We start from the raw sequence: 25,536 nt of genomic DNA, 5'->3' as shown, positions 1-25,536 counted from the left end.
CGTCGAGGTGAGCTTGATATATGTCTTTAGGGCACATCATCGGTTTGGCTTAGACCCGTTCGATGATTGTTGCGGCGCCCATGCCTGAGCCGATGCAGAGCGTGGCGAGGCCTGTCTCTTTATCGCTGCGCTCAAGCTCATCCAGCAGGGCGGAGAGGATCATTGCACCTGTCGCACCGAGCGGGTGGCCCATGGCGATGGAGCCGCCGTTGACGTTGACCTTGGCGTGATCGACATCAAACGCCTGCTCAAAGCGCATGACGACCGAGGCGAAAGCTTCGTTGACTTCAAAAAGGTCGATGTCGCCGATGCTCATGCCGCTTTCGCGCAGGATTTTCTCTGTCACGGGGACGGGGCCTGTGAGCATGATTGTCGGGTCTGTGCCGATCTTGGCGGTGGCGCGGATGCGCGCGCGCGGCTTGAGGCCCAGTTGCTCGCCGAGCTCTTTGTTGCCAATGAGGACAGCGGCTGCGCCATCAACGATGCCTGAGGAGTTGCCCGCGTGGTGAATGTGATTGATGCGCTCAAGCTCGGGGTATTTCAGCAATGCGATCTTGTCAAAGCCGGGCATGACCTCGCCCATTTGCTTGAACGAGGGGTTCAGCGCGCCGAGGCTTTGCATATCGGTTTCGGGGCGCATGAACTCGTCATAGGCCAGAATGGGCAGGCCGTTGACATCATAGACAGGCACGACGGAGCGGGAGAAATGGCCCGCGTCCCACGCGGCTTTGGCGCGCTTCTGGCTTTCGACGGCCATGGCGTCGGCTTGGTCGCGGGTGAAGCCATATCTGGTGGCGATGATGTCGGCGGAGATGCCTTGGGGGACAAAGTAGTTGTCAATCGCGATGGCGGGATCAACGGCGATTGCGCCACCGTCACTGCCCATGGGCACGCGGCTCATACACTCGACGCCGCCGGCGATATAACCGTTGCCCGCGCCGCCGCGGACCTGATTGGCGGCCAGATTGACGGCCTCAAGGCCTGAGGCGCAGAAGCGGTTGATCGAGAGGCCGGGGATGCTTTCATCCAGATCGGAGGCGAGAACGGCTGTGCGCGCAAGGCAGGCCCCTTGCTCGGCGACTTGCGTGACATTGCCCCAGATGACGTCTTCAACGGCGTGGCCGTCAAGACCATTGCGCTCTTTGAGGGCATTGAGCGCCACGGCGGAGAGACGCGCGGCGGAGACTTCGTGCAGGCTGCCGTCTTTGCGGCCCTTGCCACGGGGCGTGCGCACGGCGTCGTAGATATAGGCTTCGGTCATGGTGTGACTCCTGTCGTTCGCAAGAATTTAGGCGCGGTCAGCGGGGCTGCCGGGCATCAGATCATAGGGGTATTTGAACCCTTCGGTGTTTTCGATATTGGCGAGCCAGCGGTCGATATTGGGCCAGTCGGCGCGCACAAAGCCAAACGGCTCTGGATAAAAGAGATAGCCGCAGTTTGAGAGATCGGCGTTTGTCAGGCCTGAGCCGACGATATAGTCGCGGCCCTCAAGATGGGCCTCAAGCGTGGCATAGGCGCCCTTGAGACGGCCTTGCAGAAAGCCGATGACCTCTTGCGGGCGTTTGTCTTCGGGCAGGAAATTCATCAGAAAGCGCGTCACGCCCGCTTGGGATGACATCTTGTGATTGTCCCAGAGCACCCAGCGCAGGACCTCGTATTTATCCTCGGGAGCGCCGCCGAATTTGCCGCTTTTGTCGGTGATATATTGCTGGATCACGCCTGACTGGGTCAGGCGGATATCGCCGTCTTCCAGCACGGGGGCTTCGCCCATCACGTTTTTGTCGCGCCATTCGGGGGTGCGGGCGGCACCGCCGAAGAAGTCGACATAGACAGGCTCCCACGGCAGGCCAGACAGCTCAAGCGCGAGCGCGGCTTTGTAGGCGTTGCCGCTTTCGCCGAAGCAGTGAAGTTTGATTGTCATGGCGTGGTCCTTTTGGCTGGCGGAGCTGGGGGTTTTGCACCCCCAGACCCCCGCAGGATATTTTGAGCAAACAGAAAGGGCGTCAGAGGTTTCTGGAGATCAGCTCTTTCATGATTTCATTGGTGCCGCCGTAGATGCGCTGCACACGGGCGTCGGCCCACATTTCGGCGATGGCGTATTCCTGCATATAGCCATAGCCGCCGTGGAGCTGGACACATTCGTCCAGCACTTCGCCTTGGGTGTCGGTGAGCCAGTATTTGGCCATTGCGGCTTTTTCGACCGTTAGTTCGCCGCGCAGGTGTTCGGCCATGCACTCGTCCAGAAAGGCGCGGGCGACTGTGAGTTTGGTTTTGCATTCGGCGAGTTTGAAGCGGGTGTTCTGGAACTGCATGATCGGGCCGCCGAAGGCTTCGCGCTCGCGGCAGTATTCTATCGTGCGTTCGACGGCGCCCTGCATGGCGCCGACGGCGCCGCAGCCGATGATGAGGCGCTCTTGGGGGAGCTGTTTCATCATCTGATAAAAGCCTTGGCCTTCTTCGCCGCCGAGCAGGTTTTCGGGCGGGATTTCGACGTTGTCAAAGAACAGCTCGGAGGTGTCGGCGGCATGGCAGCCGACTTTGTCAAGGTTGCGCCCACGGGAGAAGCCTGTCGCGCCGTCGGCTTCAACGACAATGAGAGACGTGCCTTTGGAGCCTTCTTTGGGGTCTGTTTTGGCCGCAACAATTATGAGGTCGGCGTGTTGGCCATTGGTGATAAAGGTCTTGGAGCCGGTGAGGCGGTAGGCGTTGCCGTCTTTGATGGCGCGGGTTTTGATCCGCTGCACATCGGAGCCGCCGGACGGCTCTGTCATCGCTAGCGCGCCGACCATTTCGCCCGAGACCATCTTGGGCAGCCAGCGCTTTTTCTGCTCTTCAGAGCCATAGGCGAGGATGTAATGGGCAACGATGCCCGAGTGAATGCCATTGCCCCAGCTCGCCAGATTGGCGCGGGAGGCTTCGATCAGGATTGCGGCTTCGTGGCCGAAATCGCCGCCTGCGCCGCCGTATTCTTCGGGGATCGACGGGCAAAGGAGGCCGAGCGCGCCCGCCTCGTTCCATGTGGAGCGGTCCATCTCGCCTTGTTTGCGCCATGTGTCATACCGCGGCATCCATTCCTCGGTGATGAACTTCTGCGTCATATCGGCGATCATTTGGTGTTCTTCGGTCATCCATGCGGAAGCCATAGTCTTTCTCCTCCCCAGAAGATTTATCTTTTGCGCGCGTCCAGCTCCGAATTGAAGAGCCTGAGGCGCGCCGTCAGGTTTTCGTGGTTCATGACGCTTTCAAAGTTTTCAAACAGAAAACTCAGCGCCTCGCCCTCATCCAGCCCCGCGTCGGAGGCGAAGCGCTTGAGCCTGCGGTAGCCGTCTTCCGTCATTGCGGCGGGAAAACGGCGGGTCAGGCGGAAGCGTTTTGGCATTGGGCAAAGCTCCTTATTGGTAAAACGTCAGAACTGGTCTTCACTTAGAGCCATGACTGTTTCGGCTCCGCTTTGAATACGAGTCAAATGCAGCGCGGTCGCAGGCAGGCGGCGTGCCATATAGTAGCGGCCTGTGGCGAGCTTCGTCTCGTAGAACGCTGCGTCAGCGGGAGATGACGCGAGGGCATCAAGGCTGGCGCGGGCCATACGCGCCCACATCAGGCCCAAGCAGACGTGACCCATCATGTGCATGAAGTCTGTCGAGCCAGCCAGCGCGGCGTTGGGGCTTTTCATGCCGTTTTGCATGAAAAACATCCCTGCGGCCTGAAGATCTTTGGAGGCGCTTTTGAGCGGCTCGACGAAGGCTTCCATGCCTGCGACATCTTTCTGGTCGGCGCAGAAGTTTTTGACCATGTCAAAGAAGGCCATCACGTGCTTGCCACCGTCCTGAGCGAGCTTGCGGCCCACCAGATCAAGCGCCTGAACGCCGTTGGCACCCTCATAGATCATGGCAATGCGCGCATCGCGGGTGAACTGGGACATTCCCCATTCTTCGATATAGCCGTGGCCGCCGTAAACCTGCTGGGCCTGCACGGTCATGTCATAGCCGACATCGGTGAGGAAGCCTTTGATGACGGGGGTCATCAGCGAGATCAGGCCGTCGGCGTCTGTGTCGCCCGCGCGGTGGGCGGCATCAATGAGCGAGGACCCCCAAAGGATAAAGGCGCGGGCGCCTTCCACGAAGCTTTTCTGATCCATCAGCATACGGCGCACATCGGGGTGGACGATCAGAGGGTCGGCGGGGCCATCGGGGTTTTTCACGCCTGTGACATCGCGGCCTTGGAGGCGGTCTTTGGCATAGATAACAGCGTTCTGATAGGCGGCTTCGGCTTGCGCCAACCCCTGCATCCCGACGCCGATGCGGGCTTCGTTCATCATGGTGAACATGGCGCGCATTCCTTTGTGCTCGGTTCCGAGCAAGTAGCCTGTGGCTGCGTCATAGTTCATCACGCAGGTCGCGTTGCCGTGAATGCCCATTTTCTCCTCAAGAGCGCCACAGCTCACCCCGTTGCGCGCGCCAAGGGAGCCGTCTTCGTTGACCATGAATTTGGGCACGATAAAGAGCGATACGCCTTTGATCCCGTCGGGGCCGCCCGGGATTTTGGCGAGAACCAAATGGATAATGTTGTCGGCCATCTCGTGTTCGCCTGAGGAGATGAAGATCTTCTGGCCCGAGAGCTTGAAGCTGCCATCGTCTTGCGGCTCGGCTTTGGTGCGCATGAGGCCAAGGTCTGTGCCGCAGTGCGGCTCGGTCAGGTTCATTGTGCCTGTCCATTCGCAGCTGACCATTTTGGGCAGGAAAGTCTCTTTTTGGGCGTCTGTGCCGTGGGCCAGAATGGCGGAGGCGGCACCATGGGTCAGGCCTTGATACATTGTGAAGGCTTGGTTTGCGGCGGAAAACAACTCGCCAACAGCTGTGCCGAGCAAATAGGGCATATTCTGGCCGCCGTAGGCTTCGGGCATATCAAGGCCCGTCCAGCCGCCTGCGCGGACCTGATCAAACGCGTCTTTGAAGCCTGTGGGCACACGCACAACGCCGTTTTCCAGCGCGCAGCCTTCTGTGTCACCAACCGCATTTAGCGGCGCGAGGACATCCGAGCAGAGCTTGCCAGCTTCCTCCAGCACGGCGGCTGTGAAGTCTGGCTCAAGCTCGCTGTAGCCCGCGATATCGGAGGCGCTGGCTTTGAGAACCTCATGCAAGACGAATTGAAGGTCTTTGACGGGGGCTGTGTAACTGGGCATCTGGTGTCTCCGTGACGTCTGAAATCTGGTCTGGCGGGTTTATTCGGCGGCGTTTTTGCCTTCGCTCATATTGGCGAGGGTCTTTGCGACCTCTGCGATCTGCTCGGACAGATCGGATATGGCGGCGGTCAGCTCGTCGCGCTGGCGTTCCATATCGGCAAGACGCTCTTGAGCGATGGCGAAGGTTCGGGCGAGCTGGGTCTGCTGCTGGTCGCCCATGTTGTAAAGCTCAAGCAGCTGGCGGATTTCTTCGAGCGAGAAGCCGAAGCGTTTGCCGCGCAGAATCAGCGTCAGGCGGGCGCGGTCGCGGCGGGTAAACAGCCGCTTCTGGCCTTCCCTGTGCGGCGCGAGAAGCTCTTTTGCCTCATAAAAGCGCAGGGTGCGGGGCGTCACCTCATAGGCGTCGCACATCTCGCGGATTGTCATCAGTCGGTCTGTATCGGGCATAACAACATCTCGTTTGGGAACGGGTGATGTCTAGATGCAAAGCGGAGGTGAGTCGTTCAAGGGGAACTTTACGTTGACGTAAAGAATACGTTACGTCACTTCTTGCTGGCCAGTGTTTCCAGTGTTTCCCGGCGGTTTTCCGTGAGTTCTTCTATGGCTGTGTTCAGGTCGCGGCGCTGTTGTTCCAGCTCGACAAGTTTGCCATCGGCCATGTCGATCCAATGTTGGAGCTGGGCTTTGGTGCCGTGCTCTTCATAGACAAGCAGGAACTGGCGGATGTCTTCCAGAGGGAAGCCCCAGCGGCGGCCACGCATGATCAGCGTCATGCGCGCGACTTCGCGTGCGGAGTAAAACCGGGCACGGCCGTCGCGCTCGGGCTGGAGCAATTCTATATATTCATAGTAGCGCAACGTGCGCGGGGTTACATCGAATCTGGCGCACATATCTTTGAAATTGAGCCGAGTGTCCGTCATGCCGTGTCTCCTCGGGCGGACCCTAGGGCGGCTTGCCAAAAGACACAAGGCACACAATCGCCCTGTTACGGCTTGCGAAGGCGGCATGGCTCTGGAAGTATGCCGCCAAAGGAGGCCATGTGCCCAATGGACAAAGCCAAAATTGCCAAGCAGTTTATTTCCGCGATCCCGCACAGCCGCGCGCTGGGCATGGCGCTGACCGATATCGGAGACGGTTACGCACGCATTGAAATGCCCTATTCGGAGGCGCTTGTGGGCGACCCCGAGACGGGAGTGATTCATGGTGGGGCGGTGTCGGCGCTGATGGACACCTGTTGTGGTGCGGCGGCCATGAGCCATCCGAGCAGCCCTGCCGGCACGGCGACGATTGATTTGCGCATTGATTATATGCGCCCCGCGACGCCCGGCCAGACCATCGCCACGGAGGCGCATTGCTATCATATCACCCGCTCGGTGGCCTTTGTCCGCGCCACGGCGACAGACGACGACAAAGACAACCCGGTGGCCACGGCCACGGGCGCCTTTACGGTGGAGCGCTGAGCATGGCTTACAAACGCCCCGAGCCTGTGCAGGTTATCAAGCAACGCCGCGACGCGGCCCTGAGCGCCTTGGTGCATGGTGTGCCTTACATCACCTTTATGGGAATCGAGTTTGACCGCAGGGGAGACGAGCTGACCGCTGTTCTGCCCTATGACGACAAGCTGATTGGCAACCCAATGTTGCCAGCGCTGCATGGCGGGGCGATCTCTGGGTTTATGGAAGTGGCGGCCGTGATCGGGCTTGGCTGGTCTGTGCTTTGGGACGAGATCGAGCGCGGCGAGATGGACGCCGAGGAGGTTGTCAAAGGCCAGCTGCCACGGCTGCCCAAGACCATCGATTTTACCATCGACTATCTGCGCACGGGCCTGCCGCGCGACGCCTATGCGCGGGCCAAGGTCAACCGCTCAGGACGGCGCTATGCCAGCGTTCATGTCGAGGCGTGGCAAGACAATCGCAACCGCATTTTTGCCCAGGGCACGGGGCATTTTCTGATGCCTCCGCGGCGGGATGAGTGAGGCGATAGGCGACAGGGAGATCACCCACCGGCGGGTGCTCAAGATCGCCGTTCCGATTGTGTTGGCCAATATCACTGTGCCCATTCTGGGTGTGGTGGATACGGCTGTGATCGGGCAGATGGGACTTGCCGCGCCGATCGGGGCGGTGGGCATCGGGGCGATTATCCTCTCGGCTTTTTACTGGATCTTCGGCTTTTTGCGCATGGGCACAACAGGGCTGACGGCCAATGCGCTGGGCGCGGGGCGCGCGGGCGAGGTTTCGGCTATGCTGAGCCGGGCCTTGCTGGTCGGGGTTGCGGGGGGTGTGTTTATCATAGGTTGCCAAGTGCCTTTGTTTGCCATTGCCTTCTGGGCTTCGCCCGCGAGCGCTGAGGTGGAAGCTCTGGCGCGAGATTATATGTCGATCCGTGTCTGGTCAGCGCCTGCTATGATTGCGCTTTACGGGATCACGGGCTGGCTTATTGCGCGCGAGCGCACCACATCTGTCTTGCTGCTGCAACTCTGGATGAACGGGCTGAATATTGCCCTTGATTTGTGGTTTGTGATGGGGCTTGGCTGGGGTGTTGAGGGCGTTGCGCTGGCCACCTTTATGGCCGAGTGGAGCGGGCTGGCGCTGGGGCTTTGGCTCTGTCGTGATGTTCTGGACAACCCTGCGTGGCGTGACCGTGCGCGGATCTTGGATGCGGAGACGCTGCTGCGCTTTGCCTCGGTGAACGGGGATATTCTGCTGCGCTCGCTGATGCTTCAGGCCATCTTCGTGTCGTTTCTGTTCTTCGGGTCGGGTCTTGGCGATGTGACGCTGGCGGCCAATCAGGTCTTGATGCAGTTCCTCACCGTCTCGGCCTTTGCGCTTGACGGGTTTGCCTTTGCGGCGGAAGCGCTTGTGGGCCATGCGACGGGCGCGAAGGCGCGGGCCATGCTCAGGCGCGGCGCAATCCTGACGAGCCTTTGGGCCTTTGGAGCGGTGTGTCTGCTGGTCGGCGGGTTTGCTTTTTTCAGTGGCGCGATGATCGACATGATGGCGACCAATGAGGCGGTCCGCGAGACGGCGCGGGTGTTCGTGCCTTATCTGGTTGTTGCGCCCATCCTCGGGGTCTTCAGTTTTATGCTTGATGGCATTTTTATCGGTGCGACGCGCACGAAAGATATGCGCAATATGATGGCGGTGAGCCTTGCGATCTATCTGGCTGCGGTGGCGCTTTTGCTGCCTGCTATTGGCAACCATGGGCTTTGGGCGGCGATGTTGATCAGCTTTGTGGCGCGCGGTGTGACGCTTGGGCTGCGCTACCCTGCGCTGGAGCGCAGCGTGGGGGGCTGAGCCTCAGAGCAGGCCGAGCACGGCCTCGGGCGGGCGGCCTATCGCGGCTTTCGCCCCCGCAAACACCATCGGGCGCTCGATGAGCTTGGGAACGCGGGCCATGGCGGCGAAGAGGGCGTCCTCGGAGCTGTCTTGGCTAAGGCCCTCGGCTTTGAACTCGGGCTCGCCTGTGCGCATCATCTCGATTGGCTTCAGGCCAAGCGCTTTGGCGGCGGCGCGCAGCTCGGCCTCGCTTGGGGCGTCCGTGAGGTAAAGGCGCACTTCGGGCGCGTGCGCTTCGATCAGCGCCAGCGTCTGGCGCGATTTTGAGCACCGCGGGTTGTGCCAGATGATCAGAGCCATGCGTCACGCCCTGTGCCGACGGCCTCGGCCACATTGGCAAAACCGTCTTTTTCAAGCAGCGCATCAAGGCCATGGGCGATCTCGCCGGCGAGGCTGAGGCCGTGATAGACGAGAGCGGAGTAAAGCTGCACCGCAGAGGCCCCTGCGCGAATTTTGGCATAGGCCTGCTCGGCCGTGGCGATGCCGCCGACACCGACGAGGGGGAGCTTGCCCTCGGTGGCTTTGGAGAGCTTTGCCAACACCTGCGTGGAGCGCTCAAAAAGCGGCGCGCCGGAGAGGCCGCCTGCCTCGGATTTGGCGGCGTTTTGCAGGCCCTCGCGTGACAGGGTTGTGTTGGTCGCGATGATGGCGCTGAGGCCTTGGGCGCGGGCGACATCAGCGATTTCGCTGATTTCCATATCGCTCAGGTCGGGCGCGATTTTGAGAAACACAGGCAGCGGCGTCTTGAGCCAGCTGTTGGCCTCCATGACCCCCGCGAGCAGGGCCGAAAGCGCTTCGGCGCCTTGCAGATCGCGCAGCTTTTCTGTGTTGGGAGAGGAGACATTGACGGTGGCAAAGTCAAGATGCGCGCCGCAATAGCCGAGCACGCGGGCGAAGTCCTCTGCGCGGTTTTCGCTGTCTTTGTTGGCGCCAAGGTTGAGGCCGATGATGGCGTCTTTCGGGCGCTGCGCCAGCCGTGCGTTGGCGGCGTCCATGCCTTGGTTGTTAAAGCCGAAACGGTTGATCACGGCCTTGTCCTCCGGCAGGCGGAAGAGCCGCGGCTTGGGGTTGCCTGCTTGGGCGCGGGGGGTCACGGCGCCAACCTCTAGAAAGCCGAAGCCTGCGCGCGACAGCGGGCCAAGCACCTCGGCGTTTTTGTCAAAGCCAGCGGCGAGGCCGACAGGATTGGGCAGGCTGAGGCCCGCCAGTGTGGTGGCGAGGCGCGGCGAGGTGACGGGGCCTGAGAGCGGCACAAGGCCGAGCTTGAGCGCGGATAGGGCGAGGCCGTGAGCGCGCTCGGGGTCAAAAGCGTGCATGGCTTTGAGGGCAAGCGCTTCGAGCTTAGTCATCGGCCAGCGCCTCTTTCGGGAAGACATGAACACCATCAACAAGCGGCAACGGCCAATACGCGACGACATCCGATAGCTTCAGGTTGCGGTAAAGATGCGGAAAAAGATCATCGCCGCGCGAGACTTCCCATTCGAGCGCGTCATCGACGGCGTCAGACTCAACCGCCAGCAAGACAAGACCCTCTTCGCCGGCAAAATGCTTGGCGGCGGTCTCTTGAGCCTGTGTGGGCGTGGAAAAATGCACATAGCCATCGGCTATATCAATCGGCGCGCCTTGGCTTTCGCCGTTTGCGCGCAGGGCCGCCCATTCGGGGGCGCGGAATATCTTGAGGATCAGCATAAATGCCAAATGCCTGCTCTCTTCTGGAGCGTCAAGCCTTGCCGGAACAGGGCACACAGGATTTATTCAATGGCTGCCCTGTCCAGAGACGCGCAAAGCCTCTGGCTCTTTTTCTTTCTAAAAATATCCCGGGGTGAGGGGCAGAGCCCCTCATGGTCGGATTTGCGAAGCAAATTCGATCTTTCTGCCCTCGGGCCAGCGCCCCGCTGACGAGAGGCACGGCGTCACTCTGTGCTGAGGAGCACCACTTCGACACGCCTGTTGGCCTCACGCCCCTCTGGCGTGAGATTGCTCAGGACGGGGGCGAGATATCCCATGCCTTCCGCTTCCATCTGTGCGCTGGGGATGCCATGGGCCGTGGCGAGGCGCTGCATGACCGATGTGGCGCGGCGCTTGGAGAGGGCGATATTGCCCGAGAGCGCGCCAACCGTATCGGTATGGCCGACAAGAGCGACTTTACGGCTCGGGTTGGCGCGCAGATAGGTGGCGAGAGCCTCGAGGCTGGCAAATGCACCTTGGCCAAGGTCGGCTGAGCCGGTTTCAAACGCGAGATCCGACAGAATAGCGTGGCCCTGAGTTTCGAGCTGGGTGCCGATGGGGCTTTCGGGCGGGCGCAATGAGGTGACCGCGTCCACAACCAGCGCTTCGCCGCGTTCTGTGGGCAGAGGGCTTGCGCCTGTGGGGGTGATCTGGATGATCTGGACATAGCCTGCGGTGCTGTCGCGGCTCACAAGGAGGGTGATATACTCAGAGGCTGTGCCGCCGTCTGGCAGACGCCGTGTGGTGAGAAAGATATAGTCAAACAGGTCTACAAACATATCGGGCGCAGGCAAGACATCGGTTGAGAAGCGAAAGTCGAACCCGCCACAGAACCTGTCCTGGCATTTGAACAGCGGCTCAAACCCTGCGGCCTCCAAGCTCTCTTCAATGGGCGTCAGGATTTGTTGGGGTGTGATGCCTTGCTGGGGGATGCGGTAGGCTTGCTTTGTAATGCGCCCCTGCACGTCGAACACGGGCAGAAGCCCCGCAGAATAGGGCGCGACGGGGGCAGAATAGCTTGCGGCGCTTTTCACAACTTCTCGGGTCAGGCGCGCATTGGAGGGCAGCGCCAGCGCTTCGGCGAGAAGCGGCGCAGCCGTCAGGTATAGGAGCGCCAGTGCGGCGCAGAAAACACTAGCGCGATTGCGCGTGATACTCATCATTCGGGCGCATATCTGTGGCGGAGGCCACGCGGTTGGTCATGTTGTAAAAGCCTGCGACATTGGCAATGTCCCAGATGTCGCGGTCCGAGAAGCCTTCGGCGCGCAGGGTCTCGCGGTCGGCTTCAACGATTGTGTGGCTGGCGACAGTGATTTTCTCCGCAAAGCCGAGCATCGCGGTTTGGCGTGCGTCCAGACCGGCGGAACGCCAGTTCATCACCAGCATTTCGCCAAGCATCGGATCTCCCGAAAGCTGGCGCACGGCTTGGCCGTGGGCTGTGAGGCAGTAAAAGCATTTGTTGATCGAGGAGACGGCCACGGCGATCATCTCGCGCTCAAGCTTGCTGAGGCCGCTTTGGGCGAGCATCAGGTCATTGTAGAGCGCTGTGAAGGCGTTGAGCTTGTCGATGTCAAAGGCATAGGCTTGCAGCACGTTGGGCACGAGGCCGAGCTTGTCTTGACAGATATCAAAGTATTTCTGCGTCTCTGCGGGGAGCGGATTGACCATGGGCAGGTCAAGTGCAGTCGGTTGTTTATGGCTCATGTCAGCCCTCTTTCTTCAAGCGGTAGTGATACTGTCCCACAGATGTCATGCCGAGGGAAGTGTAGAGCGCGTTGCCGGCCTGATTGGCTTGGGTGACCACAAGCGAGATATGGCTCGCGCCGTTGCGCGCGGCCCAATGGGCCAGCTCGTACATGGCGTATTTGCCCATGTTTTGCTGGCGCTGGTGGGGCAAGACCTCAAGCGCGTGGACCATGGCGACACCGTCATGAATGGCACAGAAGGCGGCGGCGGCGGGGTGGTCATTGAGCCGTCCGATGAGGCCTGTTTTGGGGCCTTGGGCGCGGTGCATCACATCAACGCGGCCCTCGGTGATGCCGCCTTTGGCCCAGATGTCGAGCATGATGGCCAGTGGTTCCCACGCCAGCAAAGCGCAGATGCGCGGCGGGTGTTTTTCGGCAAAGAGTGATACGGGGGCGACATAAGCTGTGACGGGGTCATGCACCTCATAGCCCTGCGTGGCGAGGAGGGCATCGAGCGCCGCGTCGCCTTCGCGGATCATGAAGAGATTGGGCTGGCCCATCGTCTTCATCTGCGCTTCGGCTGTGGCAATGTCGTCGGTTGTGGTAGGGCCACGGGCGGTTGTGGCGCTGACGCGCTGGCCCCCGCCTGCGCCACGCCGAAAGAGCCATGGGCCTGTCTGCATATACTCGGCGGCGGGCCATGTGCCATCGACCACATCATAGATTTGCTGGATGCTGGGGAGGCTCATGCGGGGAATATCTCAGCCAGTTCGCACATGGCTTCGTCAAGCAGAGGGCCATCGGCGCTGCGCATAACGATATTGGAACCATAAACGCCGTTGTCCTGAAACGGGTAGGAGCCGATTGACAGCGTAGGATAGCGCGCAGCCAGATCAGCCAAGGGGCCAGCGATATCGCCTTCGCCACGGTTGATGCGCAGGGTCTGGCTTAGCAGCGGCGCGCCGCCTGTGAGGGTCGGCAGGACTGTGGCAAGCATAGCTTGGAAAACGGAGGGGACGCCTGCCATGACGTGCACATTGCCCAGAGTGAAACCAGGCGCGATGGAGACGGGGTTGTCTATCAGGGTCGCACCATCAGGGATACGGGCCATGCGCATCCGCGCGGCGTTGAACTCTCGGCCTGTCTCTTCATAAAAGGCGGCGAGCAGCGCGCGGGCATCATCACGCACATCAATATGCGCGCCAAAGGCTTCTGCGATACAATCGGCGGTGATATCGTCATGGGTTGGGCCAATGCCGCCTGATGTGAAGACTGTGTCATAGGCCGCCGAGAGCGCCTGAACCGCCGCCACAATCGCTGGGGCGTCGTCTGACACAACACGGACCTCTGAAAGCGTGATACCTGCTTTGGTCAACTCGCCTGCGAGGTGGTGCATATTGGCGTCGCGGGTGCGGCCTGAGAGGATCTCGTCGCCGATGACGAGCATTGCGGCTGTTGGGTTCTTCATGCGGTGTTCCTTGAAGCTCTGTTGGCTTGGGTATAGGCCGTAAGCCATGCGCTTTCAAACCCCACTTGAACCTGCGACACTCTTGCGCCGCTACAAACGCTTTCTGGCCGATATCCGTTTTGCGGACGGGCGCGAGGCGGTGGCGCATTGTGCAAACCCCGGCTCGATGATGGGGCTTGCCGAGGCGGGGGCGCGCATCTGGGTTGAGCCCAATGACGACCCCAAGAAGAAGCTTAAATATGGCTGGCGGCTTGTGGAGCATGGTGGCGGGCATTTTTCGGGGGTGGATACCTCTGTGGCGAACCGCGTGGTCAAGGCGGCACTTGAGGCGCGCGCTATAGCGGGGCTTGAGTATGATGTGGTGCGCCCTGAAGTGAAATATGGCGAAAAGAGCCGTGTCGACTTTTTGCTGCAAGGCGGCGCGCGTGATCTTTATCTTGAGGTGAAATCGGTCACGCTGATGCGGCAGGCGGGGCTTGCCGAGTTTCCTGATTCTGTCACGGCGCGGGGACTGAAGCATTTGCAGGAGCTTGCCGCCATGGTCACGCAGGGGCACAGGGCGCTTCTGTTTTTTCTGGTGCAGCGCACGGATGCACAATCGGTGAGTGTGGCGGGCGACATTGACGCGGCCTATGCGGCGGGGCTGCGCGCGGCTATGGCGGCGGGGGTTGAGATTATGGCTTATGATTGCCGGATTGATGTGCAGGGCATCACCCTTGGCAAGGCCTTGCCTTTGCAGCTCTGATCAGGCGGCGTGCGCTGCTTTTCGCATGGGGTGGCCCTTGGGGCTGATCCGATTTATGTAGGGCGAAAGGGACCAAACAAAGATGAGGCCAGCGCCGTGGGTGAAAAGCATAACGGACCAGTGACGAGAGACGGTATCCGCATTCATAGCGAGGCCGATTTTGCAGGGATGCGCGCGGCGGGGCGGCTTGCGGCAGATATTCTGGACCGCATTGGCGCGCACGTTTTTGTGGGGCAGAGCACTGCCGAGATTGACCGTATTGTAGAAGAGATGGTGAATGCGGCGGGGGCGACCTCGGCCACAATCGGCTATAAGGGCTATGAGCACGCGAGCTGTATTTCGATCAACCATGTGGTCTGTCACGGCATTCCCTCGGACAAAAAGCTCAAGGATGGCGACATTCTCAACATTGATGTGACGGTCATTGTGGACGGTTGGTTTGGTGATACCAGCCGTATGTTCGTCGCGGGCAAGCTTGGCCGCAAGGCGGAGCGGCTGATCGAGATTACCCATGAGGCGCTGTTTAAGGGGATTGAGGCTGTGAAGCCTGGCAATACTTTTGGCGATATCGGCTATGCGATCCAGAGCTTTGTCGAGGCGCAGCGGATGTCTGTTGTGCGCGACTTCTGCGGCCACGGGCTTGGCACAGTTTTCCATGCGCCTCCGAATGTTCTGCACTACGGGCGCGAAGGCACGGGGCCTGTCTTGGAAGAGGGGATGTTCTTTACCATCGAGCCGATGGTGAACCTCGGGCGGCCTGAGACCAAAGTTCTGGCCGACGATTGGACGGCTGTAACGCGGGACAAATCTTTGAGTGCGCAGTTTGAGCACTCGATTGGTGTGACGGCGACGGGCTATGAGATCTTTACGCTCTCGCCTGCGGGGCGGTTTCATCCGACCTATGGCTAGACCCTATGACTCGGCTGGCGCGCGCAGAAGCGTGATCACTGTGCTGCCGTATTTGCGCTGATCTTCTAGCGTGAAGCCTTTGGGCGCATACATGGGCGTGTTTTCTTCCCAGACGATCAAGGCCCCATCCGCCAGCCAGCCTTGGGCAAGGGCTGAGGCGAGGGCCTGCTCGCCCAAGGCCTTGCCATAAGGCGGATCAAGAAAAACCAGATCACAGGGGGCTTTGGCGGGAGGCAGGCTTGTGGCGTCACTTTTGAGCAGGGTCGCGTCTTGGGTGCGGCGGGCTTTGGTCAGGTTTTCAAGGATGAGCTTCTGGCCTGTGCGGCCGTTTTCCACATAGCTCACATGGTGCGCGCCACGGCTGAGCGCTTCAAGGCCGAGCGCGCCTGTGCCTGCGAAGAGATCGAGCACACGCGCGCCAGCGGGCTGGCCGTAATGGGCGAGAATATTGAACAGGCTCTCGCGGACGCGATCAGACGTCGGGCGCAGGTGGGCTGTGGTGTCACCTTGGCCGACCTCGGCCAATATGAGGCCGCGATGTTGCCCTGCGATAATTCTCACGCGGTCATCAGCGATTTGAGCTCGGTGGCGGGGTCTTCGACCACCTCTGGCGCGGGGGATTTGCCAGCCTCGATGAGGCGTTTGCCGATCATATAGGCACGCGGATCATTGGCGGCATCAACGGCGAGGAGCGCCTCGCCTGCGTAATACCAGAACGAGACGGCGCCGTCTTTGTCGCCCTTGCGGGTGATCACGCGGTCATAGCCAGTATTGAGGCCAGCGATCTGGAGTTTGACATCGTATTGATCGGACCAGAACCAAGGCTTGGCGGTGTAGTCGACGCCCTTGCCGAGCATATTTTGGGCGACCACTTCGGCCTGATCAATGGCGTTGGGCACAGACTCAAGGCGGATGCGTCCGTCGCGATAGGGGAAAGAGGCACAGTCGCCTGCGGCCCAGATATGGGCATCAGAGGTGCGCCCGTGGGCGTCTGTCATGATGCCGTTGTCCAGCGTCAGGCCCGCCGATTCAGCCAGAGCTGTGGCGGGGGCAATACCGACGCCGACGAGGGCGAAGTCGATCTCAAGGGTGGTGCCGTCAGACAGCTCGGCGCCTGTGACGCGGCTGTCGCCGATGAGGCGGGTGAGGCCTGTGCCCTCAAGAATATTGACGCCATGGGCGGTATGGAGCGCGCGAAAGTAATCGGAGGTCTGGGGCGAGGCGACGCGCTGAAGGATGCGGTCGGCCATCTCTACGAGCGTGACTTTGAGGCCTTTTTTAGCGGCCACGGCTGCGGCCTCAAGGCCGATATAGCCCCCGCCTATAATGAGCACGTGTTTGCCCTCGCCAAATTCGGGCTCCATTGCATCGACATCAGGCAGACCGCGCACCACATAGACGCCCTCAAGCGCGCCGCCAATGGCGGCGGGCAGACGGCGGGGGGTTGAGCCTGTTGTGAGGGCGAGCTGGTCATAGGCCAATGTCTCGCCGTCGACTGTCAGTGTTTTGGCGGCGGGGTCAATTGCGCTGACCTCTGCACCGAGGCGCAGAGTGATATTCTGGTCTGCATAGAAGCTTTCGGGGCGCAGGTAGAGCCGCTCAAGCTCCATTTCGCCCAAGAGATAGGCTTTGGACAGCGGCGGGCGCTGGTAAGGCGGCGCTGTTTCTTCGCCAATCAGAGTGATCTGCCCCTCAAAGCCTTCATTTCGCAGCTTGGCGACAAGGGAGGCTCCTGCCTGACCTGCACCGACGACGATAATATGAGACATCAGAATGATCCTTCTGCTGGTTCTGAGCGTAAAGACGCTTATATGCATGGATGATCTAAACGCAAACAGGGAGACGCGACAAAAATGACGATTTCAGTTGGAGATAAGCTGCCAGAGGTGGCTGTTATGACGCTTGGCGCGGATGGGCCTGCGCCTGTGGAGCTAGGCGAGAAACTTAAGGGGCGCAAGGTTGTGATCTTTGCGGTGCCTGGTGCCTATACGCCGACGTGCCATTCGGCGCATATGCCAAGCTTTCTGCGCCAGAAAGAGGCGCTGGCGGCCAAGGGTGTGGAGGAGATCATCTGTCTGTCCGTCAATGACCCGTGGGTTATGAACGCGTGGGGCGAGGCCACAGGCGCGCTCGGCGAAGGCATCACCGTTCTGGCGGACGCATCAGGCGCCTTTACCAAGGCGATTAGTATGGACTTTGATGCGCCCCCCGTTGGCTTTGTGAGCCGCTCACGGCGCTATGCTTTGATGGCAGAAGACGGTGTTGTGAAGGTGCTTCATGCAGAAGACAGCCCAGGAACTTGCGAGATTTCTGGCGGTGAAGCGATGGTTGCGGCGCTCTGAGGGCGAAATATTGTGAGACGGATTGGCCCTCCATAATCTGGGGGGCCATTTTTATTTGCTTTTACATGGCCCTGAGACGCATTAGGCAGGCTTATTCACAGTGTTCAGGGGGCGAACATGGCGCAAAAAGCGACGATCTATAAAGTTGACCTATCCGTGTCGGACATGGACCGTCACTATTACGAGACCCATAAGCTGACCGTTGCCAAGCACCCATCAGAGACAGACGAGCGCCTTATGGTGCGCTTGCTTGCCTTTGCCTTAAATGCCCATGAGCAGCTTGAAATGACCAAGGGGCTATCGACGGACGACGAGCCAGATATTTGGCAAAAGAGCCTTGGCGGCGAGCTTGAGCTTTGGGTCGCGCTGGGGCTGCCGAGCGAGAAGCTAGTGCGCCAGTCTTGTGGCAAGGCGGGCAAAGTGGCTGTCTATAGCTATGGCGGCAGGACCGCCGAGATGTGGTGGGACAAGCTCAAAGGCAGCACCACGCGGTTTGACAACCTTCAGGTGACGAACCTTTCGGAAGACAGCACCCGCGCGCTCGCTGGCTTGGCAAGCCGTGCAATGAAACTTCAGGTCAATATTCAGGACGGTGAAGTCATGGTCAGCGCTGACGCGGGGATGGTCTATGTGACGCCTGTTGAGTGGAAAAGCGCTTTGGGTTGAGGGACGGGGTGGCCTGCCCGCACGCCCCTTCTTTACAAACTGTCCATTTTGCGGGCGAGCTTTGCGTCGAGTGAGCTGAGGCCGCCTGCGTCGTGGGTTGTGAGGGTGACGGTGACGCGGTTGTAAACATTGCTCCATTCTGGGTGATGGTTCCACTTTTCGGCCCAGAGGGCGGCCTGTGTCATCCAGCCGAAGGCCTCTGTGAAGTCTTTGAATGTGTATGTTTTTGTGATGGCGTCGCGGGTTTCGTCCTGCGCCCAGCCGTTTTCTATGAGCGGCGCGAGGAGTTGTTCGCGGGCGGTGTCGCTGAGAATTTCGATCAATCTTGTTCCTCCCTTTTGTCGGATTTGAACGGGCCATAGCCTGTCAGGATTTCGATTTCTTCGCCAATCGCGCGGCGCTCTGAGACCAGATATTGCGCGACTGCATTTGAGAAGCCCTCGTCGGCAAGCCAGTGCAGCGAATGGCAGGTTGTGGGCAGGTAGCCGCGCGCCAGCTTGTGTTCGCCTTGCGCGCCCGCCTCGACGCGGGGCAGGCCCAGCTCTATGGCCGCCTCGATGGCTTGATAGTAGCACAGCTCAAAATGCAGGCAGCGGTGATCTTCCACGCAGCCCCAGTAGCGGCCAAAAAGCGCCTGCTCGCCAATGAAATTGAGCGCGCCTGCGATGGGCACGCCGTCACGCTCTGCCAAGATCAGGATCATGTCGTCGCGCAGGGTCTCTTGAGCGATGTCAAAGAAGGCGCGGGTCAGGTAGGGCGTGCCCCATTTGCGGCGGCCTGTGTCTTGGTAGAACTGCCAGAAAGCGTCCCAATGTTCGGGTTTGATCTGATCGCCTGTGAGGCGTCGGATGGTTCCGCCAAAGGCTTGCGCCTCGGCGCGCTCGCGGCGGATGTTCTTACGCTTGCGCGCGGTGAGGGATGTGAGGAAGTCCTCAAAACGGGCAAAATCACGATTTTCCCAGTGAAACTGCTGGGTGGTGCGGCGCAGAAGCCCCATGGCCTCGCCTGCTATGGCTTCATCTTCGGTGCAAAAGGTCACGTGCAGCGAACTGACGCCTTGCTCTGTGGAGACTTGGATCGCGCCTTGGAGGAGGGCGGGCATGGCGACGGCTTCAAAGCCTGCGCGGGCGAGAAAGCGGGGACCAGTGGCAGGCGTGAAGGGCACGGCGATCTGGAATTTTGGGTAATACTGCCCGCCGGCGCGCGTGAAGGCGTCGGCCCAGTTGAAATCAAAGATGTATTCGCCTTGGGAGTGTGACTTGCCGTAGAGCGGGGCACAGCCGATGATCTGGCCGTTTTGATGCAGGGTGAGATAGAGCGGCTGCCAGCCTGTGCCTGGCCCGACAGAGCAGCTGTCTTCCAGCGCGAGCAGAAAGCGATGGGTTGTGAACGGGTCGCGGGGGCGCGCTGCGAGGGCATGGGCGCAGGCGTCCCAATCGGCTTGCGGGATGTCGCGCAAGCTGGGATTGAGCCTGATCTCGATTTGCGCGTCGCTGTCCATCTTGGCCTCAATATTGTTGCAGACAGGCGCGCTTTCAAGCGGGCAAGTAGCCTTCGAACGTGACGTTATCTGCGATGTGGCGGGCGTCTTCTTCTTCTCGAGGTGAGCGGATTGTCCAGCAGAGGATCGGCACGCCTCGCGCCTTGAGCGCGGCCACAGGGGCGCGCGCCAGATCACTGGCTTGATGGCTGATAAAGCTTGCGCCTGTATGGGAGAAATCGGGAATGGAGACAAGCTCGGCGAGGCGGGCCTTGGGAATGGTGGGCCAGTCTTGGGGCAGATAATCGCAGGTTGTGAGGCCGCGCGGGATATGGGGCGCGAGGCGGGCAAGCGCTGCGACAGAATGGGGATTGAACGACATCAGAGCGACATCGCCTGTGTAGCCTGCGAGGGCTTTGACCGTGGCCTCTTCAAGCGGGCCGACATTGGGGCCAAGGGCGCCGTCTTGATCCTTTAGCTCGATCAGGAGCGGTGCGCGTCCTGCGACATGGGCGAGCGTCTCGGCGAGGGTCGGGATGGCTTCGCTTCCGCCTGTGAGGGCGATCTGACCCAAAGCGGCGGCGGTGCGCTGCGCGAGCGGGCCGTTTTCGGCTGTGAGGCGTTCGAGCGAATAGTCGTGAAACACCATTGCCACGCCGTCTTGGGAGAGCTGCAAGTCAAGCTCGATTGCGTAGCCGCGCGCTATGGCGGCGTCAAAGGCAGCAAGGCTGTTCTCGGGGACACCATTTGGCAGGCTGTGCAGGCCCCGATGGGTGATCGGAGCCTGAAGGAAGGTTTGGGGCAAAGCGGGGTGCTGCATTATTTGATCTCGAAGATGCCTTCGATTTCCACGGCAACGCCGAGGGGGAGCGAGACGGCGGACACGGCGGAGCGCGCATGGCGGCCAATATCGCCGAGCGCTTCGACCATGAAGTCGGAGGCGCCATTGATCACTTTGGGCTGGTCTGTGTAGTCGGCTGTTGAGTTTACAAACCCCACGAGTTTGACGACCCGCACGAGGCGGTCAAGATCACCATCACAGGCGGCTTTGAGCTGGGCCAGAAGGCTGAGTGCACAGCTGCGCGCTGCTGCGACGCCGTCTTCTGTGGTCATGGTGTCGCCGAGTTTTCCAAGGATGAGGCCGTCCGGGCCGTTGGAAATCTGGCCCGAGACGTAGACTGTGTTGCCTGTCACGACGAAGGGCACATAGTTGGCTGCGGGCGCAGGGGCTGCGGGCAGGGTGATGCCCATATCGGTGAGGCGTTGTTCTAGTTTGCTGCTCATCTCGTGTCTCCTGAAATTGGCGAGTCGGGGAGAGGCTAGCGGGAAATGCGCCGCGCCGATACGGCAAAAGCGACCTGTCTTATTCGCGCAAGGCCTGCTTGAAATAATCCGAGAGGGGTTTGAGCAGATAGTCGATAGGGCTTTGCTCTGAGGTGAGGATAAAGGCTTCGGCGGGCATACCCGGAACGAGCGTGGCCCCGTCAGGGAGCTTGGCCAACTCGCCTGCATTGAGGGCGATTTCGGCGCGGTAATAGGATGTGCCGCGTGCCTCATCGACGAAAGCATCGGCGGAGAGCGTGACGACGTGGCCGTAAAGCTCGGGGGTGCGGCGCTGATCGAGGGCAGAGAAGCGCAAATTGACGCTTTGGCCGATATGGAGCCTGTCGATATGAATCACTGGAACTTCGGCGGCGATCACAAGCGGGCGGTCTTGCGGAACGATATAAAGGATCGGCTCGGCGGCGCGGATCACGGCGCGGGGCGTGTTGACTGCGAGACCATAGACCAGACCTGAGGTGGGGGCCTGAATAGAGAGGCCTGCGAGCTGGTCGGCGAGGCGCTGACGCCGCTCGCGCAACTCAAGCTCGCGCCCGCGCAGCTCGCCCAGTTGGCTGATGGCCTCTTCCCGCAGGGAGCTTGTCAGCTTCAGGCTTTCAATCTCAAGTTCCGTGGTGCGGCCCTCGACTTGGGCCTTGGTGGCGCGCAGCTCGCCGACCAGCCCCAAGAGGCGCGCTTCTTCACGGCGCAAAGCCAGCACACGTGAGGCTTGGGCAAGGCCGCGCGCAAGAAGGCTGTTTTGGGCCTCAAGCTCTTCGCCGATGAGGTCGATTTGCTGCCCGATGGCCTCTGTCTGGGCTTGGATGCCGTGGAGCTGATCAAGCATTTGATCGCGGCGCTTGGCGAGCTTTTCGCGCTCGTGGGTGATGCTTTCGGCGCGGGCCGTAAAGAGGCGGATTTGACCTGAAACCAGCTCGGCGATGTCGGGCGTTGTTTTGGCAAGGGTTGCGAGCTCTGGATCAAAGCTGAGGGTCGCGGCTGTGTCGCGCTCGGCCTCAAGGCGGGCACGGCGGGCCATCAGCTCAAACAGCTGGCTTTGCACAATGGCGTGCTCGGAGCCAAGTGAGGCGCTGTCAAGCTGGATCAAGGTCTGGCCCGCTGTGACGCTGTCGCCTTCTTTGACCCTGAGTTCGGCAATGACGCCGCCTTGGGGATGTTGAACGATCTGGCGGTTTTGCTCTACTTCGACACGGCCCTGCGCGACGATTGCGCCAGCAAGGGAACTGAAGACAGCCCAGCCGCCAAAGCCTGCCACAAGCAATATTAGGGCACACAGGCCGACACGCACGGGCATATGCGCAGGCCAAGCGCGTTTGACCTCGTGGCGCGGGTCCGGGCTGGCGGGGGTGCGGGCTTGGGGCGCGTTCATATGGCGCTTCCGTTTGTGCGTGAGCTTGGATGCCATGTGATATCAGGGTGATTTTGGACCATGCGGCGCAGGATGTCGTCCTTTGGGCCAAAGCCGAGAAGGCGGCCCTCCTGCAGCATCATGAGGGTGTCGCATTGCTCTATGGCGGCGGGGCGGTGGGCCATGATCAAGACAGAGTTGCCCGCATCACGGAAGGCCGCAATGGTGCGGTTGAGGGCTTGGCTGCCGTCATTGTCGAGGTTGGAGTTCGGCTCATCAAGAATCAGCAGGACAGGGTCGCCATAGAGCGCGCGGGCCAGACCGATCCGCTGGATCTGACCACCCGACAGGCGCCCGCCGCTGGCGGACACCTCTGTGTCATAGCCCTCAGGCAAGGCCATGATCATGGCGTGGGCATCTGCGCGCTGGGCGGCATTGACGACAGCGGCGGCGTCTGGCGCAGGCGCGAGACGGGCAATGTTTTGTGCAATTGTTCCGTCAAACAGAGCCACGCGCTGGGGGAGATAGCCGATCAGATTGCCCAAGACAGCAGGATCGTATTGATCAAGGCTTGCGCCATCAAGGCAGATTTTGCCACCCGCAGGACGCCATGCGCCCGTGAGCGCGCGGGCCAGAGAGGATTTGCCCGCGCCCAACGGGCCGATGACCCCGACAGCCTGACCCGGCTTGACGGAGAATGTGATCATTTTGAGCGCGGCCTGTGACGCGCCAGGGGGGACGATCGTGGCTTGGGTGACATCCAAACGGGCATTGGGGCGGGGCAAGGCCATGCGCGAAGGCTCGGGGGGGCTGTCGCGGAGCACTTGTGCCAAAGCCCGCCAGCCTTTGCGGGCGCGGGCAAACAGAGGCCATTGGCCTATGCTGAGTTCAATCGGGGCAAGAGCGCGCCCCATCAGGATGGACCCTGCGATCATTGCGCCTGAGGTGAGCTGGTTTTGGAGCACGAGATAGGCCCCAAGGCCAAGCATGGCCGACTGAAGCAAAAGGCGGAAAGCTCTGCCAGCGGTGCTGAAAAGGCTCCCGAGGTCTGCGGCGCGCATATGCTCTTTTAGAGAGGCTTTGCGCGCAGCTTGCCAACGGGCGAAGGCCGCGTCGCGCATTCCCATGGCTTGGATCACCTCGGCTTCGCAACGGAACTGTTCTGCAAGAGTCTCGGCTTGGGCGGCGGCGCGGTTTGCTTCTGTGAGGGGGGCGTGTGTGATCAGAAGATTGAGGAGGGTCAGCCCCAGAAGCAGCGCCCCACCCAGAAGAGCCAGAAGGCCAAGCCAAGGATGAAACAAAAATATCCCGAAGAGAAAGAGCGGGACAAAGGGGATGTCAAAGAGCGCCATGAGCGCGGGCGAGGTGAGCAGGCGTTGAACGGCCTCAAGATCGCGCAGGGCGAGGGCGCTTTCGCTCTGGGGACTATGAGCATTTTTACGGATCACCGCCTCAAAGACGCGCCTGTCAAGGCAGGTTTGAAAGCGCGCGCCCACACGCGCCATGATACGGCCACGGGCGTAATCCAGCAGGCCCATCATGGTGTAGAGAAAAACCACAAGGGCTGTGAGGACCAGCAGCGTGGCCTCGGAGCGCGAGCCAAGAACACGGTCATAGACCTGAAGCATATAGAGCGGGCCTGTGAGCATGAGCAGATTTACAAAGGCGCTGAAGAGACCCGCAGCCCAAAAAAGAGCGCGCGACTCACGTCGTGCGGCGCGCAATTCTTCAAGGCCAAAGGGGATACGGGTCACGCTCATAGGCATTTCATAGGGGCAAACCGTTAGGAAACTCTCAAATCGCGCCGTTTATTGCGCATTTGAGGCGATGTTCTGTTTCCAAACGGCCACATATTGGCAATAACGCGGGAGAGCGCTTGGGCTTGTGCTCTGGATAGCATAGGTAAAACAGACTGTTTTGGATGGGAGTTTGCTTTGCATAAGGGAATTTTGAAACCGGTTGCAATGATTGCGATGATCGGGCTGGCTGGTGCCTGCACCAAGCGCGACGCGGGGCTGGACCCCTCTGTGGTGTTTGACCCTTACGAGAAGGTCAATCGCACGACCCACAAGCTGAACCTCGCGGTTGATCGCAGGCTCCTGCGGCCTGCGGGCAAGGGGTATGTCAGTGTTGTGCCGCAGCCTGTGCAACAGGGCGTGAGCAATTTCTCCTCAAATCTTTCCATGCCAGGCACGATTGTGAACAATGTGCTGCAAGGGCGGATTGGTGAAGCGGGGCAAAACACGCTGCGGTTTGCACTCAACACCACGATCGGCATTGGTGGTCTTTTGGACCCGTCATCGGAATTTAAACTGTATCGTGCCAAGGCTGACTTTGGCGAGACACTCTCTGTCTGGGGTATTGGCGAGGGCGCTTATGTGGAGCTGCCGCTGATCGGCCCTGCGACAGAGCGGGATGCGATCGGGCGGGTTGTGGACCTGTTCACCAACCCGCTGACCTATATGCTGCCCAGTCCTGAGAAATATTACGGCACCGGCGCCTCTGTGGCGGCGCGCCTTGGCGACCGTGGCACCTTTGGCGATATGATTGATTCTGTGCTATATGAAAGTGCCGACAGCTATGCACAGGCGCAAACGCTCTATTTGCAAAATCGCCGTTTTGAGTTGGGTCAGGCTGCGCCTGTGGCGGAGGCCGACCCTTTTGATTTGAACACCGAAGGGTTCTGATTATGCGTTTTATGACACGTCGTCATTCTATCAAACTTATGGCTGCAACTGTGGCCAGCTTTGTCTTGTCTCCGCTGCCTGCCTTGGCCTTTTCCAAGGACGAGGCGCGCAAACTGGTTGATAAGGTTGTGGGCGAGATCAATTCGGTGATTGGCTCGGGGCGGTCTGAAGGCGCGATGTATAAAGACTTTGAGCGCATTTTTGCGCGCTATTCGGACACATCCTATATTGCGGCGTATACTTTGGGCAATGATGGGCGCAGCGCGACGGCGTCTCAAAAGAGGGCGTATTCTGCGGCTTTTGAAACCTATGTTGCGCGCAAATATGGCCGTCGCTTCCGCGAGTTTATTGGCGGGCGTCTTGAGGTTACGGGCGTAAAGCAGGTCAAAAAGTGGTATGAGGTCAGTGCTGTGGCCTATTTGAACGGGCAATCGCCTTTTGAGGTGACCTTTCTTGTTTCGGACCGCTCTGGCGACAACAGGTTCTTCAACCTCTATATCGAGGGGATCAATATGCTTTTGACCGAGCGCACCGAGATCGGCTCCATGCTCGATAAGCGCCGTGGCGATATTGATGCGCTGATCGAGGACTTGAGGCAGGCTGGCTAGGCGATTACGGGT

31 protein-coding genes are annotated in these 25,536 nt (G+C 60.3%); 9 read left to right on the top strand and 22 right to left on the bottom strand.

Features of this window, described 5'->3' with window-relative positions; genetic code table 11:
• Window positions 1-49: 49 nt before the first annotated feature.
• The 7 genes from ACTF58_RS05845 to ACTF58_RS05815 form a co-directional block, all read right to left on the bottom strand.
• On the bottom strand, window positions 50-1,261 hold the full coding sequence (locus ACTF58_RS05845) for an acetyl-CoA C-acetyltransferase (protein WP_438991034.1): 1,212 nt from the start codon (window positions 1,259-1,261) through the stop codon (window positions 50-52).
• Window positions 1,262-1,288: 27 nt separating this feature from the next.
• Complete coding sequence (locus ACTF58_RS05840; RefSeq protein WP_438991033.1) at window positions 1,289-1,921, bottom strand: glutathione S-transferase family protein; 633 nt, start codon at window positions 1,919-1,921, stop codon at window positions 1,289-1,291.
• 82 nt (window positions 1,922-2,003) lie between these two features.
• Window positions 2,004-3,143, bottom strand: coding sequence for an acyl-CoA dehydrogenase family protein (locus ACTF58_RS05835; protein WP_438991032.1), 1,140 nt, complete (start codon window positions 3,141-3,143; stop codon window positions 2,004-2,006).
• A gap of 23 nt (window positions 3,144-3,166) precedes the next feature.
• Complete coding sequence (locus ACTF58_RS05830; RefSeq protein WP_089887152.1) at window positions 3,167-3,379, bottom strand: hypothetical protein; 213 nt, start codon at window positions 3,377-3,379, stop codon at window positions 3,167-3,169.
• Between the two features lie 27 nt (window positions 3,380-3,406).
• Entirely contained in the window at window positions 3,407-5,182 is a 1,776-nt protein-coding gene (locus ACTF58_RS05825; RefSeq protein ID WP_438991031.1) for an acyl-CoA dehydrogenase C-terminal domain-containing protein, read from the bottom strand.
• A gap of 39 nt (window positions 5,183-5,221) precedes the next feature.
• Complete coding sequence (locus tag ACTF58_RS05820) at window positions 5,222-5,629, bottom strand: MerR family transcriptional regulator (RefSeq protein WP_438991030.1); 408 nt, start codon at window positions 5,627-5,629, stop codon at window positions 5,222-5,224.
• A gap of 95 nt (window positions 5,630-5,724) precedes the next feature.
• The gene (locus ACTF58_RS05815; RefSeq protein ID WP_438991029.1) at window positions 5,725-6,102 is read right to left on the bottom strand and encodes a MerR family transcriptional regulator; all 378 of its coding nucleotides are present in this window, start codon (window positions 6,100-6,102) and stop codon (window positions 5,725-5,727) included.
• Window positions 6,103-6,228: 126 nt separating this feature from the next.
• On the opposite strand from ACTF58_RS05815, the gene ACTF58_RS05810 reads away from it, so the two are divergent.
• The 3 genes from ACTF58_RS05810 to ACTF58_RS05800 are packed head-to-tail and all read left to right on the top strand — an operon-like array spanning window position 6,229 to window position 8,475.
• Window positions 6,229-6,642 carry a PaaI family thioesterase gene (locus ACTF58_RS05810; RefSeq protein WP_438991028.1) on the top strand — a complete coding sequence of 138 codons (414 nt, stop codon included), beginning with the start codon at window positions 6,229-6,231 and terminating at the stop codon, window positions 6,640-6,642.
• A gap of 2 nt (window positions 6,643-6,644) precedes the next feature.
• Window positions 6,645-7,157: a PaaI family thioesterase gene (locus tag ACTF58_RS05805; RefSeq protein WP_438991027.1), complete on the top strand. Its 513-nt coding sequence runs from the start codon at window positions 6,645-6,647 to the stop codon at window positions 7,155-7,157.
• Entirely contained in the window at window positions 7,150-8,475 is a 1,326-nt protein-coding gene (locus ACTF58_RS05800) for an MATE family efflux transporter (RefSeq protein WP_438991026.1), read from the top strand. Before ACTF58_RS05805 ends, ACTF58_RS05800 begins: the two co-directional genes overlap by 8 nt.
• A gap of 3 nt (window positions 8,476-8,478) precedes the next feature.
• Here ACTF58_RS05800 and arsC read toward each other — a convergent pair whose 3' ends face one another.
• The 7 genes from arsC to ACTF58_RS05765 form a co-directional block, all read right to left on the bottom strand.
• Window positions 8,479-8,817 (bottom strand): arsenate reductase (glutaredoxin), encoded by a 339-nt coding sequence (gene arsC / locus ACTF58_RS05795; RefSeq protein ID WP_438991025.1) that lies wholly within the window; start codon window positions 8,815-8,817, stop codon window positions 8,479-8,481.
• On the bottom strand, window positions 8,808-9,866 hold the full coding sequence (locus ACTF58_RS05790; protein ID WP_438991024.1) for a quinone-dependent dihydroorotate dehydrogenase: 1,059 nt from the start codon (window positions 9,864-9,866) through the stop codon (window positions 8,808-8,810). Before ACTF58_RS05790 ends, arsC begins: the two co-directional genes overlap by 10 nt.
• Window positions 9,859-10,206 (bottom strand): DUF952 domain-containing protein, encoded by a 348-nt coding sequence (locus tag ACTF58_RS05785; protein ID WP_438991082.1) that lies wholly within the window; start codon window positions 10,204-10,206, stop codon window positions 9,859-9,861. The genes ACTF58_RS05790 and ACTF58_RS05785 overlap by 8 nt, the downstream gene beginning before the upstream one ends.
• A 224-nt stretch (window positions 10,207-10,430) precedes the next feature.
• Complete coding sequence (locus tag ACTF58_RS05780) at window positions 10,431-11,408, bottom strand: OmpA family protein (RefSeq protein ID WP_438991023.1); 978 nt, start codon at window positions 11,406-11,408, stop codon at window positions 10,431-10,433.
• Window positions 11,380-11,949 (bottom strand): peroxidase-related enzyme, encoded by a 570-nt coding sequence (locus tag ACTF58_RS05775; RefSeq protein WP_438991022.1) that lies wholly within the window; start codon window positions 11,947-11,949, stop codon window positions 11,380-11,382. The genes ACTF58_RS05780 and ACTF58_RS05775 overlap by 29 nt, the downstream gene beginning before the upstream one ends.
• Before the next feature lies 1 nt (window position 11,950).
• Window positions 11,951-12,679, bottom strand: a complete 729-nt coding sequence (locus tag ACTF58_RS05770) for a GNAT family N-acetyltransferase (RefSeq protein ID WP_438991021.1) — start codon at window positions 12,677-12,679, stop codon at window positions 11,951-11,953.
• Window positions 12,676-13,398, bottom strand: coding sequence for a competence/damage-inducible protein A (locus tag ACTF58_RS05765; RefSeq protein WP_438991020.1), 723 nt, complete (start codon window positions 13,396-13,398; stop codon window positions 12,676-12,678). Before ACTF58_RS05765 ends, ACTF58_RS05770 begins: the two co-directional genes overlap by 4 nt.
• 46 nt (window positions 13,399-13,444) lie before the next feature.
• Here ACTF58_RS05765 and sfsA point away from each other — a divergent pair, with 46 nt between their 5' ends.
• Window positions 13,445-14,143 carry a DNA/RNA nuclease SfsA gene (sfsA, locus tag ACTF58_RS05760; protein WP_438991019.1) on the top strand — a complete coding sequence of 233 codons (699 nt, stop codon included), beginning with the start codon at window positions 13,445-13,447 and terminating at the stop codon, window positions 14,141-14,143.
• A 96-nt stretch (window positions 14,144-14,239) separates the two neighbouring features.
• On the top strand, window positions 14,240-15,052 hold the full coding sequence (gene map / locus ACTF58_RS05755) for a type I methionyl aminopeptidase (RefSeq protein ID WP_438991018.1): 813 nt from the start codon (window positions 14,240-14,242) through the stop codon (window positions 15,050-15,052).
• Window positions 15,053-15,055: 3 nt separating this feature from the next.
• Here map and rsmD read toward each other — a convergent pair whose 3' ends face one another.
• Together rsmD and ACTF58_RS05745 are read right to left on the bottom strand one after the other, a co-directional pair.
• A complete protein-coding gene (gene rsmD, locus ACTF58_RS05750) occupies window positions 15,056-15,613 on the bottom strand; it encodes a 16S rRNA (guanine(966)-N(2))-methyltransferase RsmD (RefSeq protein ID WP_438991017.1) in 558 nt (185 codons plus the stop codon).
• A complete protein-coding gene (locus tag ACTF58_RS05745; RefSeq protein ID WP_438991016.1) occupies window positions 15,610-16,821 on the bottom strand; it encodes an NAD(P)/FAD-dependent oxidoreductase in 1,212 nt (403 codons plus the stop codon). The genes rsmD and ACTF58_RS05745 overlap by 4 nt, the downstream gene beginning before the upstream one ends.
• Before the next feature lie 84 nt (window positions 16,822-16,905).
• Here ACTF58_RS05745 and ACTF58_RS05740 point away from each other — a divergent pair, with 84 nt between their 5' ends.
• Complete coding sequence (locus ACTF58_RS05740; RefSeq protein WP_438991015.1) at window positions 16,906-17,394, top strand: peroxiredoxin; 489 nt, start codon at window positions 16,906-16,908, stop codon at window positions 17,392-17,394.
• A 117-nt stretch (window positions 17,395-17,511) separates the two neighbouring features.
• Window positions 17,512-18,060 carry a YaeQ family protein gene (locus ACTF58_RS05735; RefSeq protein WP_438991014.1) on the top strand — a complete coding sequence of 183 codons (549 nt, stop codon included), beginning with the start codon at window positions 17,512-17,514 and terminating at the stop codon, window positions 18,058-18,060.
• A gap of 32 nt (window positions 18,061-18,092) precedes the next feature.
• Here ACTF58_RS05735 and ACTF58_RS05730 read toward each other — a convergent pair whose 3' ends face one another.
• The 6 genes from ACTF58_RS05730 to ACTF58_RS05705 all read right to left on the bottom strand — a co-directional run bounded on the left by ACTF58_RS05730 (window position 18,093) and on the right by ACTF58_RS05705 (window position 23,989).
• A complete protein-coding gene (locus ACTF58_RS05730) occupies window positions 18,093-18,383 on the bottom strand; it encodes a 4a-hydroxytetrahydrobiopterin dehydratase (protein WP_438991013.1) in 291 nt (96 codons plus the stop codon).
• Window positions 18,380-19,561 carry a GNAT family N-acetyltransferase gene (locus ACTF58_RS05725; RefSeq protein ID WP_438991012.1) on the bottom strand — a complete coding sequence of 394 codons (1,182 nt, stop codon included), beginning with the start codon at window positions 19,559-19,561 and terminating at the stop codon, window positions 18,380-18,382. The genes ACTF58_RS05730 and ACTF58_RS05725 overlap by 4 nt, the downstream gene beginning before the upstream one ends.
• Window positions 19,562-19,595: 34 nt before the next feature.
• Window positions 19,596-20,360, bottom strand: coding sequence for a glycerophosphodiester phosphodiesterase family protein (locus ACTF58_RS05720; RefSeq protein WP_438991011.1), 765 nt, complete (start codon window positions 20,358-20,360; stop codon window positions 19,596-19,598).
• Complete coding sequence (locus tag ACTF58_RS05715) at window positions 20,360-20,824, bottom strand: RidA family protein (RefSeq protein ID WP_438991010.1); 465 nt, start codon at window positions 20,822-20,824, stop codon at window positions 20,360-20,362. Before ACTF58_RS05715 ends, ACTF58_RS05720 begins: the two co-directional genes overlap by 1 nt.
• Before the next feature lie 79 nt (window positions 20,825-20,903).
• The gene (locus ACTF58_RS05710) at window positions 20,904-22,250 is read right to left on the bottom strand and encodes an HlyD family type I secretion periplasmic adaptor subunit (protein WP_438991009.1); all 1,347 of its coding nucleotides are present in this window, start codon (window positions 22,248-22,250) and stop codon (window positions 20,904-20,906) included.
• Window positions 22,247-23,989: a type I secretion system permease/ATPase gene (locus ACTF58_RS05705; RefSeq protein WP_438991008.1), complete on the bottom strand. Its 1,743-nt coding sequence runs from the start codon at window positions 23,987-23,989 to the stop codon at window positions 22,247-22,249. Before ACTF58_RS05705 ends, ACTF58_RS05710 begins: the two co-directional genes overlap by 4 nt.
• A 189-nt stretch (window positions 23,990-24,178) precedes the next feature.
• On the opposite strand from ACTF58_RS05705, the gene ACTF58_RS05700 reads away from it, so the two are divergent.
• Both ACTF58_RS05700 and ACTF58_RS05695 read left to right on the top strand, forming a co-directional pair.
• Window positions 24,179-24,916: an MlaA family lipoprotein gene (locus ACTF58_RS05700; RefSeq protein WP_438991007.1), complete on the top strand. Its 738-nt coding sequence runs from the start codon at window positions 24,179-24,181 to the stop codon at window positions 24,914-24,916.
• An 11-nt stretch (window positions 24,917-24,927) separates the two neighbouring features.
• A complete protein-coding gene (locus ACTF58_RS05695; protein ID WP_438991081.1) occupies window positions 24,928-25,524 on the top strand; it encodes an MlaC/ttg2D family ABC transporter substrate-binding protein in 597 nt (198 codons plus the stop codon).
• Window positions 25,525-25,536 lie beyond the last annotated feature (12 nt).

This window comes from Lentibacter sp. (assembly GCF_965657785.1).
Lineage (GTDB): Bacteria > Pseudomonadota > Alphaproteobacteria > Rhodobacterales > Rhodobacteraceae > Lentibacter.
This window is presented reverse-complemented; position numbering and strand designations above follow the sequence as displayed.